Origin of the sequence: Paracoccus limosus, assembly GCF_009711185.1 — a bacterium.
GTDB classification, from domain to species: Bacteria; Pseudomonadota; Alphaproteobacteria; order Rhodobacterales; family Rhodobacteraceae; genus Paracoccus; species Paracoccus limosus.
Genome location: NZ_WMIF01000019.1, coordinates 37,626 through 52,103 on the forward strand (window position 1 = coordinate 37,626; position 14,478 = coordinate 52,103).

The following is a 14,478-nucleotide window of genomic DNA, read 5'->3' on the forward strand; positions in this document are numbered from 1 at the left end:
TTTCAGGCCCGGCGTTCGGTCAGATAGTGGCGCACGGCATCGACGACATGGCGAAAGCGGTCGCCGCCCAGATGCTTGCCGCCATACCAGCGCGTGACGATGACGATGTGATCGTTCAGCCCGGCGCGTTCCAGCATCTGCAGGATGATCTGAGCCGCGCCGCTTTCGCCGTCATCGTCCTTGACGCCCTCGCCCGACAGGATCGCGGCCCAGGTGTTATGCGTGGCCTTGGCGAACCGCTTGTTCGAGCGCAGCTCGGCCAGCAATGCCTCGGCCTCGGCGCGGTTGCGCGCCGGCCCGCCCGAGACGGCATAGCGCGAGCCACGGTCCGAGATGATCTTGTCAAAGACTTGCAGGGTCATGGCTTGCGGCGGACGTAAAGCTCCAGCCGGTGGCGGACGATCTCATAGCCCATTTCGGCGGCAATCTCGGCCTGCAAACGCTCGATGCGCTCATTGACGAATTCATGCACCTCGCCGGTGTCGACGTCGATCATGTGGTCGTGGTGGCGGGTGTCGGCCGGCTCGAATCGCGCTGCTGCCCCCTCGAAGACCTGCTTCAGGATCACCCCCTGCGTCTCAAGCGCGGACAGCGTCCGATAGACCGTCGCCAGCGACACGCCCGCCCCCGCCGCCGTGGCGCGCTGGAACAGCTGGATGGCGTCGGGATGGTCCTCGGCGGCGGCCAGCACACGCAACAGCGCCGCACGCTGGCGCGTGATGCGCACGCCGGCGCGGCGCAGGGCGGTCTCGAAGGCTAGGGCACGGGCTTCATGGGTCATGCCCCCCTTTTCCCGCAGCGGCGGCCGGACTGCAATACGCTTGACAGTTGCGAATGCTTCGCAGATGCTTCTGGCTATGACGAACATCATTTTGCACCGCCGCCACCTTCTGGCCTCTGCCCTGGCCGGAGCATCGGCCACCCTGCTCGGGGGGCTTGCCGCTCCGGCTCTGGCGCAAATCCGGCCCAAGGTGGTCACCACCTTCACCATCATCGCCGACATGGCGCGCAATATCGCCGGCGACCGGCTTGAGGTGGTTTCGATCACCAAACCGGGCGCCGACATCCACAATTACGAACCGACGCCAAGCGACCTGATCGGCGCGCGCGGCGCCAACCTGATCCTGCGCAATGGGCTGAACCTCGAACTGTGGTTCGAACAATTCCTGCGCAACCTTGGCGATCTGCCCTCGGCCGTGGTCAGCGCGGGCGTCGAGCCAATGCCGATTTCGGGCGGCAGCAATCGCGGCAAGCCCAATCCGCACGCCTGGATGGGGCTGGATACCGCGATGATCTATATCGACAATATCGCGGCGGCGCTGTCGCGGCTGGACCCGGACGGTCAGGCCGATTACGCGCGCAACGCCGGGCGCTACAAGGGTGATCTGGCCCGCACCATCGGCCCGCTGCGCGACCGCGCCCGCGCCCTGCCCGACGACCGGCGCTGGCTGGTGTCCTCGGAGGGGGCATTTTCCTATCTCGCGCGCGATTTCCAGCTGCACGAGCTTTACCTGTGGCCGATCAATGCCGATGCGCAGGGCACACCGCAGCAGGTGCGCCGCGTGGTCGATACGATCCGCCAATACCGCATCCCGGTGGTGTTTTCCGAAAGCACCGTCTCGGACCGGCCGGCGCGCCAGATCGCAGCCGAGACCGGGGCGCGCTATGGCGGCGTGCTTTACGTCGACAGCCTGTCGGCGCCCGATGGCCCGGTGCCGACCTATCTGGACCTGATGCGCGTCACCGCCACCACCATCATGCAGGGACTTGACCATGACTGAAGGGATCCTCGCCAAGGGGTTGACCGTCACCTATCGCAACGGCTTTACCGCGCTGCGCGATGCCAGCTTCAGCGTGCCGCAGGGCTCGGTCACGGCGCTGGTCGGCGTCAATGGCGCGGGCAAATCGACGCTTTTCAAGGCGCTGATGGGCTTTGTCCCGGCCTCGCGCGGGACGGTGCAGGTGCTGGGGATGAGCGTGCCGCAGGCGCTGCGCCAGAACCTGATCGCCTATGTTCCGCAATCCGAAGAGGTCGATTGGACATTCCCGGTGCTGGTCGAGGACGTGGTGACGATGGGCCGCTATGGCCATATGGGCTTTTTGCGCCGCACCCGCCCCGAGGACCGGCGCGCCGTGGACGAGGCTCTGGCCCGCGTCAACATGACCGAATTCCGCAAGCGCCAGATCGGAGAACTGTCGGGCGGGCAGAAAAAGCGCGTGTTTCTGGCCCGCGCCATGGCGCAGGGGGCCTCGGTCATCCTGCTGGACGAGCCCTTTACCGGCGTCGATGTCAAGACCGAGGCCGCGATCATCGACCTGCTGCGCCAGATGCGGGCCGAGGGCCGGGTGATGCTGGTTTCGACCCATGATCTGGGCTCGGTGCCGGAATTCTGCGACCGGGTGGTGCTGGTCAAGGGCACGGTGCTGGCCTCGGGGCCGACGGCCGAAGTCTTTACCCCGGCCAATCTGCGCGAGGCCTTTGGCGGCGTGCTGCGCCATCTGGTGCTGGACGCGCGCCAGATCCATGACGACGACGATCCCCGCGCCGTGACCATGCTGACCGACGACGAGCGGCCGCTGGTGCTCTATGACGGCGAGACCCGCTCGCCGGAGGTGTCCGCGAAATGAACGGCACGCTGATCGACACCCTGCTGGTGCCCTTTCAATACGGTTACATGCGCGACGCGATCTGGGTCTCGGCGCTGGTCGGCGCGGTCTGCGCCTTTCTTTCGGCCTATCTGATGCTCAAGGGCTGGTCGCTGATCGGCGATGCGCTCAGCCATTCGATCGTGCCGGGCGTCGCGGGCGCCTATATGCTGGGCCTGCCCTTTGCGCTGGGGGCGTTCCTGTCGGGCGGGCTGGCGGCGCTGACCATGCTGTTTCTGAACCAGCGCACCGGGCTGAAAGAGGACGCCATCATCGGGCTGATCTTTACCGGCTTTTTCGGGCTGGGCCTGTTCATGGTCTCGCTGAACCCGATGGCGGTTTCTGTGCAGACCATCACCATGGGCAATATCCTTGCCATCACCCCCGAGGATGTGCGCCAGCTGGCGCTGATCGGTGGCATTTCGCTGCTGGTGCTGACGCTGAAATGGCGCGACTTGATGGTGGTGTTCTTTGACGAGAACCACGCCCGCACCATCGGCCTGTCGCCGGGGCGGCTGCGGCTGATGTTCTTTACGCTGCTGTCGGCCTGCACCGTGGCCGCGATGCAGACGGTCGGGGCCTTTCTGGTGGTGGCGCTGGTCGTCACGCCGGGCGCGACCGCCTATCTGCTGACCGACCGCTTTCCGCGGCTGATCCTGCTGGCGGTGGCGATCGGGTCGCTGACCTCGGCAGCGGGGGCCTATATTTCGTTCTTTCTGGATGGCGCGACCGGCGGGGTCATCGTCTGCCTGCAGACGCTGCTGTTTCTGACCGCCTTTCTGCTGGCACCCAAGCACGGGCTGCTTGCGGCACGGCGCCGCGCCAGGGAGGCGGTGGCATGACCGAGTTCCTGACGCTGCCGTTTTCGTTTCCTTTCATGCGCGATGCGGCGCTGCTGGGGCTGATGGTCGCCCTGCCCGCCGGCCTGCTCAGCTGTTTTCTGGTGCTGCGTGGCTGGTCGCTGATGGGCGATGCCGTCAGCCATGCGATCCTGCCGGGCGTGGTGCTGGCCTATGTCGCGGGGGTGCCGCTGATCCTTGGGGCCTTCGTCGCCGGGCTCGGCTCGGCCATGGCCGCCGGCTGGCTGCAGGGCAACAGCCGCATCAAGCGCGACACCGTGCTGGGCGTGGTCATGTCGGGCATGTTCGGGCTGGGCATGGTGCTCTATACTGCCATCCCGTCCGAGCTGCATCTGGACCATATCCTGTTTGGCAACATGCTGGGCATCGGTCCCGACGACCTGCGGCTGGGCGCGATCATCTCGGCGCTGGTCGGGGGGGCGCTGCTGTTGAAATGGCGCGACATCGCGCTGGCGAGCTTTGATCCGGTGCAGGCGCGGGTCTCGGGGCTGGCGGTGCGCTGGCTGGATTACGCGCTGCTGGCGATGATCTCGGCCACGGTGGTCGCGATGCTGAGCGCGGTGGGCATCATCCTGTCGGTGGCGCTGCTGATCGCGCCGGGTGCCATCGCCTTCCTGCTGGCGCGGCGGCTGGCGGTCATGCTGGGGGTCGCGGTCGCGGTTGCGGGGTTCAGCACGCTGGCCGGCGTCTGGGTCAGCTTCTGGCTGGACAGCGCACCGGCGCCAACCATCGTCTTGCTGCTGCTGATACAGTTTATCGCCGCCTTCCTGTGGCGAAACGTCGCCACAAGGCGAAATACCGCCGGTTGACGGGGTGCGGCCATTTGGACTTGGCCGACAACGGGGCTAAGTTAGGGCTTGACCACGCCACCCCTCTATCGAAGGCAGCCCGCATGAGCCAGAGCATCAGCCAAGACTATCGCGAAGATCCGAGCGCACATCCCGACGACCCGCATTATATCGGCAGGCTGGGCTGGTTGCGCGCCTCGGTGCTGGGGGCCAATGACGGCATCGTGTCGGTGGGGGCGCTGATCGTGGGCGTCGCCGCCGCCGATCCCGGCCGGCAGGCGATCCTGATCGCGGGCGTGGCGGCGCTGGTCGCCGGCGCCATGTCGATGGCCATGGGGGAATATGTCTCGGTCAGTTCGCAATCGGACACCGAGCGCGCCGATATCGCCCGCGAACGCGCAGCCCTGCGTGACATGCCCGAGGACGAGCTGCACGAGCTGGCCGCGATCTATGAATCGCGCGGCATGTCACCCGGCACCGCCCTGCAGGCGGCGCGCGAGGTGACCGAGCATGACGCGCTGGCCGCCCATGTCCGCGACGAGCTGGGCCTGTCCGAGGCGTCAAGCGCCAACCCCCTGCAGGCGGCCGCAGCCTCGGCCCTGACCTTCAGCGCGGCAGCGGCGATCCCGCTGCTCGCGGCGGTGCTGGCGCCCGGCGGGGCGGTCATCGTCAGCGTGCTGATCTCGGTCGTGCTGGCGCTGGCGCTTTTGGGTGCGCTGGGGGCCTGGGCCGGCGGCGCGCCGGTGGCGCGCGCCGTGCTGCGTGTCGTCGTCGGTGGTCTGGCGGCACTGGCGATCACCGCCGTGGTCGGACGGATCTTTGGCGTCTCGGTCTAGGCCGGCTGATAACTGGCGCTGGCTGCAATCAGCGCGCGGGCGTAATCGCTGACCGCCGTGCCCGCGCGCAAGGCCGAGGCCGGCATTTCCTCGATGACGCGGCCCGCGCGCATGACCGCCAGCCGGTCGCACATATGCGCCACCACCGCCAGATCGTGGCTGACCATCACATAGGTCAGCCCGCGCTCGCGCCGCAGGTCCGAGAGCAGGTTCAGGATCTCGGCCTGCACGCTGACATCCAGCGCCGAGGTCGGCTCGTCCAGCAGCAGCAGGCGCGGCTCGGCCGCCAGTGCTCGGGCGATCGCCACCCGCTGGCGCTGTCCGCCCGAAAGCTGGTGCGGGTAGCGAAAGCGAAAACCGCGCCCCAACCCCACGCTGTCCAGAAGCGCGGTGATGCGGCGGTCGATTTGATCCATGCCCTGCAGATGCAGGGTTTCGGACAGCACGCGGTCCACCGAGTGGCGCGGATGCAGGCTGGCATAGGGGTCCTGAAACACCATCTGCACGGTCTTGTGAAAGGCCTTGCTGCGGTGCTGGCCGGTCACGGGCTGACCATCCACGGTGATCGTGCCGGACCAAGTGCCGATCAGCCCGGTGATCGCCCGCAGGATGGTCGACTTGCCCGAGCCCGATTCGCCGACGAGGCCAAAGCTTTCGCCGCTGGCGACGCTGAAGCTGGCCGCGCTGACCGCATCGACGCGGTCGGGCGGGTGGCCGAACCAGACATCGAGATCCCGGACCGTCAGCATGGCTGGCGCCGTTGCGTTTGGGTATTTGGAAAATGGTGAAGCATCACAGGCCTTCGGGCAGCGGGGTGGTGATTTCCGCGTCGCGCCAGCTGTCCTGACGTTGCAGCACCGCCAGCCGGCCGACCGGGCGGTCGAGCCGCGGCAGGCTGTCGAGCAGGCCGCGCGTATAGGGGTGGCGGGCGTTGTGCAACTCGCGCGCGGGCAGTTCCTCGACCACGCGGCCGGCATACATGATCAGCACCCGGTCGCAGAACTGGCCGACGAGGTTCAGGTCATGGCTGATGAAGATCAACCCCATGCCGCGATCGCGCACCAGCTTGTCCATGATGTTCAGGACCTCGTTCCGGACCGAGACATCCAGCGCCGAGGTGGGCTCATCCGCGATCAGGATTTCCGGGTCTGGTGCCAGCATCATCGCAATCATCACCCGCTGGCCCATGCCGCCCGAGATTTCATGCGGATAGGCGTTGAAGACGCGCTCGGGGTCGCGGATCTGCACCGCTTCGAGCATGTCGAGCGCCTTTTGCCGGGCGGCGGCGGCGGATTGGCCGGAATGCAGGCGGTAGCCTTCGGTGATCTGGCGGCCGATGGTCATTACCGGGTTCAGACTGAACTTGGGGTCCTGCATCACCATGCTGATGCGCGCGCCGCGCAATTGCCGCATGCGGCGTTCGGGCAGGTTCAGAATGCTTTCGCCGTCAAGCTCCATCCGGTCGGCGCTGACGCGGCCCGGCGGGCGCACAAGGCCGAGAATGGCGCGCCCGGTCATCGACTTACCTGAGCCGGATTCGCCCACCACCCCCAGCCTTTCGCGGCCCAGATCAAAGCTGACGCCGCGCACGGCATCGAACGTGCCGCTGCGGGTGGGAAAGCTGACACGCAGGTTACGCAGCGACAGAAGCGGGCTCATTCCTTGGCTCCTTTCGGGTCCAGCACGTCGCGCAGGCCGTCACCCAGCAGGTTGAAGGCCAGGCTGACGATAAAGATCGCCATGCCGGGCATGGCCGCGACCCACCAGAAATCGAGGATATAGGTGCGCCCGTCCGAGATCATCGCGCCCCATTCCGGCATCGGTGGCTGAGCGCCAAGGCCGAGAAAGCCCAAGCCTGCCGCCGAAAGGATGATCCCCGCCATGTCCAGCGCCACCCGCACGATCAGCGAACTGATGCAGAGCGGCCAGATATGGCCGATCAGCAGCCGCAGCCGCCCCGCGCCTTGCAGCCGGGCGGCGGCGATGTAATCGGCGTTGCGGATGCTGAGCGTCTCGGCCCGCGCCAGCCGGGCGTAGGGCGGCCATGAGGTGATGGCGAGTGCCAAGACCGCATTGCCGATCCCGGGGCCAAGTGCCGCAACGAAAGCCAGCGCAAGGATCAACTTGGGGAAGGCCAGAAAGATGTCGGTGATCCGCATCAGCACCTGATCGACCCAGCCGCCGGCAAAGCCCGCCACGGTGCCAATGAAAAGCCCGATCACTGGCGCGATCAGCGCCACGGTGCCCACGATGAACAGCGTCACGCGCGAGCCGTAGATCAGCCGCGACAGGATGTCCCGGCCCAAGGCATCGGTGCCCAGCCAATGCGCCGCGGACGGCGGCTTCAGCCGCCCGGCCAGATCCTGCGCCAGCGGGTTTTGCGGCGCGAGCCAGGGCGCAAAGGCCGCGATGCCCAGCAGGGCCAGCAGGATCACCAGCCCCAGCATGGCGAGCTTGTTGGCGCGAAAGGTCAGCCAGCCCTGATAGAGCGCACCCAGACGTGCCTGCCTGCGGGTCTGCGGCGCGTCGCTCAGCAGCCATGTGCGGGTGGTGGGGTTCATGCGGCCCTCGGGTCTAGCAGGCGGTAGAGAATGTCCGAGGCGATGTTCAGCACCACGAAGCAGGTGCCGATCAGCACCGTGCCGCCCAGCACCGCGTTCATGTCCCCGGCGAGCAGCGCCTTGGTGATGTATTGCCCCAGCCCGGGCCAGGAAAAGACGATCTCGGTCAGCACCGAGCCTTCGAGCAGCGAAGCAAAGCTGAGCGCGATCACCGTGACCAGCGGCACGAGGATGTTGCGGAAGGCATGGCCCCAGATCACCCGCCGCTCGCTGAGCCCCTTGACCCGGGCGGTGGTGATGTATTCGGCCGAAAGCTGCTCCAGCATGAAGCTGCGGGTCATCCGGCTGATATAGGCCAGGCTGAAATAACCCAGCAGGCTGGCCGGCAGGATGATATGGCTGAAGGTATCGCGGAACGCGCCCCAGTCGCCCGACAGCAGGCTGTCGATCAGGATCATCCCGGTGACCTCGGGCACCATGCCGTCATAGATGATGCCCTGACGCCCCGGACCGCCGATCCAGCCGAGAATGCCGTAGAACAGCAAAAGCCCCATCAACCCCAGCCAGAAAATCGGCATCGAATAGCCGATCAGCGCCACCACGCGCGCGATCTGGTCGATCCAGCGACCGCGCCGCGCCGCCGCGATCACCCCCAGAGGCACGCCCGCGCAAACGCCGATCAGCGTGCCCAGCGTCGCCAGCTCGACCGTGGCCGGAAAGACGCGCCGCAGATCCTCGGTCACCGCATGGCCGGTCGAGATCGAGCGCCCGAAATCGCCATGCAGCACCTGTCCGGCATAGGTCAGGAATTGCCGCCACAGCGGCTGGTCCAACCCCATGGCAAGGCGCGCCGCATCATATTGCGCCTGCGTCGCGCGCTCGCCCACCACCTTCAGCACCGGGTCGATCGGCATGACGCGGCCGATGATAAAGGTGACCAGCAACAGCCCCAGCAGCGTCAGCGCCAAAGACAGCAGAACGCCGGCCACGCCACGCAGCTGGCGGCCCAGACGGGCGCCGCGCCGGGCCGAGGGCGGTCTTGCCCCCGGCCCGGCCATCATGTCCGGATGCGCCACGCCCTATTCCTTCGTGACCTTGCCATACATGGCCGAGGTGACCGAGCCGCCGGCGGTCCAGTTGTGGACGTTCTTTTGCATCCCGTCGCGCTCGATGCGCTGGAACAGCGGAATGATCGGCGCGATGTCGCGATATTGCTGCTGGATGTCCAGATACATCTGCTTGCGCTTGTCGGTATCGCCCTCCAGCGTCGCGGCGATGGTGGCCTTGTTCATGTCGTCCGGCACCGCCCAGGCGTTGCGCCAGGCCAGCTGCGACAGTTTCGCGTCATCGGCGTTGTTGGGGTTATAGGCAAAGGTCGAGGCATTGGTGTTCGGATCGGCGTAATCCGGGCCCCATTCGCCAATATAGATCGGCACCCGCCGCGCGCGATAGGCGTCCAGCGATTGCGCGCCGGTGACTTGCTGGATCTCCAGCGTCAGCCCGACCTGTGCCATCGACGCCTGCAGGGTCTGCATCACGTTGCTGTATTCGGCCATATCGCGCACCGTGGTCTTGATCGTGCCCGATCTCACCCCGGCATCGGCCAGCAGCTTGCGCGCCTTTTCGACATCATAGGTCCAGGGGTTCTCGTCCGAGGCCCCCAGATAGCCCTCGGGCAGGAAGTTCTGGTGGATCTTGAACTGGCCCTTCAGGAAGCTGCCCTCGATGCCCTTGTAGTCGATCAGATAGCGCATGGCCTGCACCACGGCCGGGTTCGACAGGATCGGGTCCTTCTGGTTCAGGCCCATGTAAAGGATGCGCCCGCGCGGCTCATTGCCGACCACCAGCTTGTCGCTGTTCGACAGCGCCTCGATATCGGTCGGCGTCAGGTTGCGCGCCACGTCGATATCGCCCTGCTCCAGCAGCAGCCGCTGGGCGCTGCTTTCCTGCACGTTGCGCACGATGACGCGTTTCATCGCCGGAGCGCCCTGCCAGTAATCGGCATTGCCCGCGAACTGGACCGCCTCGTTCGGGCGCCATGCAGCCAGCGTGAAGGGACCCGAGCCGGCCGAATTGGTCGACAGCCACTTGTTGCCCTGATCCTCGCCCTCGGCATGCGAAAGCACGGTTTCCTTGTCCACCACCGAGGCGACCTCGGAGGCAAGGCTGTTCAGGACATAGCTTTGCGCATAGGGCTGATCCAGCTTCAGGATCACCTTGTTGCCGTCAAAGCCGACCTGCTGATCGACGTTTTCGGCGGTAAAGCCGAACTGGTTCAGGATGAAGGCCGGCGACAGGTTCAGCTTGACCGCGCGCTGCAGCGACCATGCGGCATCCTCGGCACGCACCGGGTTGCCGGACTGGAACTTGATGCCCTCGCGCATGGTCAGGGTGATGGTCTTGCCATCAGGGCTGACCTCCCAGCTTTCGGCAAGGCTCGGCTTGATGCCGGCGTTCAGATCGACGGGATCGAAATCCACCAGCCGGTCGTAAAGGTTCTTGATCACATCCTGGCCCGACAGCTCGAAGCTTTGCGCCGGATCCATGCTGATGATGTCGTCGATCTGGCCGGCGACGACCAGCGTATCAGCCGGCGTTGCCGCAAAGGCCGCCGGCGCGAAGGCCACCACGCTGGCCAGCATCAGCGCGCGAATCGAACTCTGGAACATCTCGGTTTTCCCCGTTGTCATACCCCTTTTTCCGGGGCTGGAATGGTAGCAGATTGGCCCGAAGACCGCGACAGGGCAAGCCGTGCCTTGCGATCGACGGGTTGCGAAACCCGATCGCGTCCTCCATGTCGTAAACAAGGAGAGAGCATGGAAAAACGACATCTGCCCGAGCGGCCCGGCTGGCGCGACGAAGCGCGCAAACTGGGCTTTACCTTTGCCGATATGGGCGGCGAGCCCTATTGGGACGAAACCAGCGCCTATCGCTTTACCCTGCACGAGATCGAAAACGATCTGGAAGCGCCGGCGACCGAACTTGACGCGCTCTGCCGCGAGGCGGTGTCGCAGGCGATTGCGGATGACTACTGGCTGGAGCGCATGGCGATCCCGCCCGAACAGCGCGATTTCATCGCCGACAGCTGGCGCCGCGGCGAGCCTGCGCTTTATGGTCGCATGGATCTGGCCTATGACGGCACCGGCCCGGCCAAACTGCTGGAATACAACGCCGACACCCCGACCTCGCTTTACGAAAGCGCCTCGTTCCAATGGCTGTGGTTCGAACAGCAGCAGCAGGCGGGCGTGCTGGGACCGGACAGCGACCAGTTCAACAGCATCCACGAATCGCTGGTCGAACGTTTCGCCGAAATCAACACCCCGGCCGAGGATGTGCATTTCGCCGCCGACCCCGACAACCCCGAGGATTACGCTACGGTCGAGACGCTGGCCTGGGCCGCCCGCGAGGCCGGGCTGGGCGCGCATTTCACCGCGCTTTCGGCCATCGGGCTCAGCGAGGATGGTCAATTCGCCGATGCCGAGTCGCGGGTGATCGGCACGCTCTTCAAGCTTTACCCGTGGGAGGACATGCTGCGCGACGAGTTTGCGCCGCATCTGCAATCCTCGGGCACCCGCTTCATCGAACCGCCATGGAAGGCGCTGGTATCGAACAAGGCGATCCTGCCGCTTTTGTGGCAGATCGCGCCGGGCCATCCGAACCTGCTGCCGGCCTTCTTTCTGGAGGACGTGGCCGATGCGCTGACCGGCGGCAGCCCTGCGCCGCATGTCGCCCAAGCCTTTGCCGCCGCCGAGGCGCAGCTGCGCGCCGGCCATGTCACCAAGCCGATCTTCTCGCGCGAAGGCGCCGGCGTATCGCTGATCCAGCCGGGCAAGCCCCCGGTCACCACCCCGGATGACAGCTATTCGCACCACCCGATGATCGTGCAGGCTTTGGCGCCCCTGCCGGATTTCGACGGTTTTCATCCGGTGGTCGGCGCATGGATCATCGGCGAGACCTGCACCGGCATCGGCCTGCGCGAGGACCGCTCGCGCATCACCCACAACCTGTCGCGCTTCAAGCCGCATTTCATCGAGGGCTGACCCATGATCCTCCGCAAACGCGGCCGCCGCGCCGCCCTGATCCTGGCCGGCACGGCAACCCTGACGCTGACCGCCTGCAAGGATGATCAGGTCGATGCGCAAAGCTTTCCCGATCTCGAAAGCTGCATCGCCGCCAGCAAGCAGAACGAGCTGTGGTTCACCGAGGACGACTGCCGCAAGAACTTCGACGCCGCCAAGCAGGAGTTCATGGAGACCGCACCGCGCTATGCCTCCAAGGAGCTCTGCGAACAGGAACATGGCGTGGGCAATTGCGGCGGCGATCCGGCGGCCCAGCAGCAAAGCGGCGGCGGCTTTTCCTTCATGCCGCTCTTCATGGGCTATATGCTTGGCTCGATGATGTCGCGCGGCGGCGGCATCTTCTCGCAGCCGATGGTGCGCACGGCCGATGGCAAATACGCCACCCCCAAGGGCGACCAGAGCTTTGCCACGAACCGCGGCGCCGGCAAGGTGCCCGCGCAAAGCTTCCAGCGTGCCCCGACCACGCTCGGCAAACCGCCGATGTCGGCCACTCAGGTCAACCAGCGCGGCGGCTTCGGTGCGTCGGCCACTTCCCGCCCCTCCTCCTCCGGCGGCCGCAGCAGCTTCGGCGGCTAGGTTTCGCCATTTTCCAAATACCCCGGGGGAAGCCCTGACCGGGCCCGTCGAGGGCCGGGCCAGGGCTGGGGGCAGAGCCCCCGTCCCCGCACCCTGCCGCAGGCAAGACCCAAGCTATAGTTACCGCTAACATAGCCTCTTGCACCCCAGCCCATAAAAGCGCAACCTGCGCCAAGATTCCGTGCACAGAGGCCCGCCATGACCCCCGAGACCCAGTCCCAGAAGAACCGCGCGCTTTGCGAACTCGCCCCGGTGATCCCGGTCCTGGTCGTCGGCGATGCCGCCCGTGCCGAGGGTCTGGCCACGGCCCTGGTCACCGGCGGGCTGCCGGTGCTGGAAGTCACGCTGCGCACCCCCGCCGCGCTTGAGGTCATCCGGCAAATGTCGCGTGTTCCCGGCGGCCATGTCGGTGCCGGAACCGTGCTGACCCCCGATGACGCCAAACGCGCCAAGGATGCCGGCGCCAGCTTTGCCGTCGCGCCGGGCGCCACGGAAATTCTGGTGCGCGCCTGCGAAGAGATTGGCCTGCCGCTTTTGCCCGGCGCCGTCACCGCCTCCGAGGTCATGCGGGCGATGGAATGGGGCTATTCCATGCTGAAATTCTTTCCGGCCGAGGCCGCAGGCGGCGTCAAGTCGCTTAAATCCCTGAGCGGTCCGCTGCCGCGGGTCAGCTTCTGCCCGACTGGCGGCGTCACGCTGAAATCCGCACCCGAATATCTGGCGCTGCCCAATGTGATCTGCGTCGGCGGCAGCTGGATCGCGCCGGACGCGGATGTGGCCGCCTCGGACTGGCAGGCGATCAGGACCCGCGCCCGCGAGGCCAGCGCGCTGGCCTGATCATGACGGGGCTGGCTGATCCGGTAATGGAACCTTCGCGCGACCTGCGCCGCGCACGCCGCAATCTCGTGGTGCTGCTGCTGGCGCAGGCAGTCATGGGCGCGCAGATGTCGATGATCTTCATCGTCGGCGGGCTGACCGGGCAGATGCTCAGCCCCAATCCCTGCATCGCCACGCTGCCCTTGTCCATGATCGTGCTGGGCTCGGCGATCTCGGCGCGGCCGCTGGCGGGGTTCATGCAGCGCCATGGCCGACGGGCGGGCTTTACGCTGGCCTGCGGCTGCGGCGGGCTTGGTGCGGGGCTGGCGGCGACGGGGATGATCCTTGGGAATTTCTGGCTGTTTCTGGCCAGCGGGCTGCTGACCGGGGTCTATCAGGCCGGACAGGGCTTCTATCGCTTTGCCGCCACGGATTGCGCGCCGCCCGAGTTTCAGTCGCGCGCGATCTCGCTGGTGCTGGCGGGTGGGCTGGTCGCGGCCTTTACCGGGCCCTTCCTCGTGCGTCTGACCGCCGAGATGACGGCGATCCCCTTTCTAGCGACCTATGCCGCAATCATCGGGCTGAACCTGCTGGGACCGTTGATCTTTTCCTTTCTGGACATTCCCCGTGCCACGGCAGGCGCCGCCGGGCAGATGCAGGGCCGCACCTTGGGTCAGCTGATCCGGGTGCCGCAGATCGCGGTCGCCATGGTCTGCGGCATGGTTTCCTATGCGCTGATGAATCTGGTGATGACCTCGACGCCGCTGGCGGTGGTCGGCTGCGGTTTCCACACCGCCGATGCCGCCAATATCGTCGCGCTGCATGTAGTGGCGATGTTCGGCCCGTCCTTTTTCACCGGCCATCTTATCGCGCGCTTTGGGGCGCAGCGCATCGTCATGCTGGGGCTGGTCATTCTGGCTAGCGCCGGTGCCATCGCGCTTTCCGGGGTCGAGCTGGGGAATTTCTATCTGGCACTGGTGCTGCTGGGGCTGGGCTGGAACTTTGGCTTCATCGGCTCGACGGCGATGCTGACCCGCGCCTATCGCGCCGAAGAGCGTGAGCGGGTGCAGGGGCTGAACGACGCGGTGGTCTTTGCCGGGGTCTTTGTGGCCTCGCTGTCCTCGGGTGGATTGATGAACTGTCTGGGCGGCACGCCGCAGGCAGGCTGGAACGCGGTCAATCTGGCCATGCTGCCGTTTCTGGTGCTGGCCGGTGCCGCACTGCTGTGGCTGATGCTTCGCCCGGTCGAACGGGCGCGTTAGGGGGCTCTGCCCCCTACGTTTTCGGTGCCCTCGACGGGCGCCGAAAACGTTCCC

General features: G+C 66.3%; 16 protein-coding genes. 9 read left to right on the top strand and 7 right to left on the bottom strand.

Annotation, left to right across the window (positions count from 1 at the left end; all coding sequences use genetic code 11):
• Positions 1-2: 2 nt before the first annotated feature.
• Positions 3-362 (bottom strand): YigZ family protein, encoded by a 360-nt coding sequence (locus GL279_RS13420; protein WP_155065152.1) that lies wholly within the window; start codon positions 360-362, stop codon positions 3-5.
• The gene (locus tag GL279_RS13425) at positions 359-781 is read right to left on the bottom strand and encodes a Fur family transcriptional regulator (protein WP_155065153.1); all 423 of its coding nucleotides are present in this window, start codon (positions 779-781) and stop codon (positions 359-361) included. Before GL279_RS13425 ends, GL279_RS13420 begins: the two co-directional genes overlap by 4 nt.
• Before the next feature lie 76 nt (positions 782-857).
• Between GL279_RS13425 and GL279_RS13430 the strand changes: the two genes are divergently transcribed.
• The 5 genes from GL279_RS13430 to GL279_RS13450 all read left to right on the top strand — a co-directional run bounded on the left by GL279_RS13430 (position 858) and on the right by GL279_RS13450 (position 5,130).
• Positions 858-1,781: a metal ABC transporter substrate-binding protein gene (locus GL279_RS13430; protein WP_155065154.1), complete on the top strand. Its 924-nt coding sequence runs from the start codon at positions 858-860 to the stop codon at positions 1,779-1,781.
• Positions 1,774-2,628: a manganese/iron ABC transporter ATP-binding protein gene (locus tag GL279_RS13435; RefSeq protein WP_155065155.1), complete on the top strand. Its 855-nt coding sequence runs from the start codon at positions 1,774-1,776 to the stop codon at positions 2,626-2,628. Before GL279_RS13430 ends, GL279_RS13435 begins: the two co-directional genes overlap by 8 nt.
• Positions 2,625-3,488 carry a metal ABC transporter permease gene (locus tag GL279_RS13440; protein WP_155065156.1) on the top strand — a complete coding sequence of 288 codons (864 nt, stop codon included), beginning with the start codon at positions 2,625-2,627 and terminating at the stop codon, positions 3,486-3,488. Before GL279_RS13435 ends, GL279_RS13440 begins: the two co-directional genes overlap by 4 nt.
• The gene (locus GL279_RS13445) at positions 3,485-4,315 is read left to right on the top strand and encodes a metal ABC transporter permease (protein WP_155065157.1); all 831 of its coding nucleotides are present in this window, start codon (positions 3,485-3,487) and stop codon (positions 4,313-4,315) included. The genes GL279_RS13440 and GL279_RS13445 overlap by 4 nt, the downstream gene beginning before the upstream one ends.
• Before the next feature lie 83 nt (positions 4,316-4,398).
• Complete coding sequence (locus GL279_RS13450; protein ID WP_155065158.1) at positions 4,399-5,130, top strand: VIT1/CCC1 transporter family protein; 732 nt, start codon at positions 4,399-4,401, stop codon at positions 5,128-5,130.
• Here the strand turns inward: GL279_RS13450 and GL279_RS13455 are convergent.
• From GL279_RS13455 to GL279_RS13475, 5 genes are read right to left on the bottom strand one after another with little or no spacing between them, the layout of a single operon-like run.
• Complete coding sequence (locus GL279_RS13455; RefSeq protein ID WP_155065159.1) at positions 5,127-5,879, bottom strand: ABC transporter ATP-binding protein; 753 nt, start codon at positions 5,877-5,879, stop codon at positions 5,127-5,129. The genes GL279_RS13450 and GL279_RS13455 overlap by 4 nt on opposite strands.
• Before the next feature lie 43 nt (positions 5,880-5,922).
• Positions 5,923-6,789 carry an ABC transporter ATP-binding protein gene (locus GL279_RS13460; protein WP_155065160.1) on the bottom strand — a complete coding sequence of 289 codons (867 nt, stop codon included), beginning with the start codon at positions 6,787-6,789 and terminating at the stop codon, positions 5,923-5,925.
• A complete protein-coding gene (gene nikC / locus GL279_RS13465) occupies positions 6,786-7,691 on the bottom strand; it encodes a nickel transporter permease (protein ID WP_155065161.1) in 906 nt (301 codons plus the stop codon). The genes GL279_RS13460 and nikC overlap by 4 nt, the downstream gene beginning before the upstream one ends.
• Complete coding sequence (locus tag GL279_RS13470) at positions 7,688-8,749, bottom strand: ABC transporter permease (protein ID WP_155065185.1); 1,062 nt, start codon at positions 8,747-8,749, stop codon at positions 7,688-7,690. Before GL279_RS13470 ends, nikC begins: the two co-directional genes overlap by 4 nt.
• A 21-nt stretch (positions 8,750-8,770) precedes the next feature.
• Complete coding sequence (locus GL279_RS13475; protein ID WP_155065162.1) at positions 8,771-10,360, bottom strand: ABC transporter substrate-binding protein; 1,590 nt, start codon at positions 10,358-10,360, stop codon at positions 8,771-8,773.
• 147 nt (positions 10,361-10,507) lie between these two features.
• Between GL279_RS13475 and GL279_RS13480 the strand changes: the two genes are divergently transcribed.
• The 4 genes from GL279_RS13480 (at position 10,508) to GL279_RS13495 (ending at position 14,424) form a co-directional block, all read left to right on the top strand.
• The gene (locus GL279_RS13480; protein WP_155065163.1) at positions 10,508-11,731 is read left to right on the top strand and encodes a glutathionylspermidine synthase family protein; all 1,224 of its coding nucleotides are present in this window, start codon (positions 10,508-10,510) and stop codon (positions 11,729-11,731) included.
• A 3-nt stretch (positions 11,732-11,734) separates the two neighbouring features.
• Positions 11,735-12,346, top strand: a complete 612-nt coding sequence (locus GL279_RS13485) for a DUF1190 domain-containing protein (RefSeq protein ID WP_155065164.1) — start codon at positions 11,735-11,737, stop codon at positions 12,344-12,346.
• Positions 12,347-12,544: 198 nt separating this feature from the next.
• On the top strand, positions 12,545-13,183 hold the full coding sequence (gene eda, locus GL279_RS13490) for a bifunctional 4-hydroxy-2-oxoglutarate aldolase/2-dehydro-3-deoxy-phosphogluconate aldolase (RefSeq protein ID WP_155065165.1): 639 nt from the start codon (positions 12,545-12,547) through the stop codon (positions 13,181-13,183).
• Positions 13,184-13,209: 26 nt separating this feature from the next.
• Positions 13,210-14,424: an MFS transporter gene (locus GL279_RS13495; RefSeq protein WP_155065166.1), complete on the top strand. Its 1,215-nt coding sequence runs from the start codon at positions 13,210-13,212 to the stop codon at positions 14,422-14,424.
• Positions 14,425-14,478 lie beyond the last annotated feature (54 nt).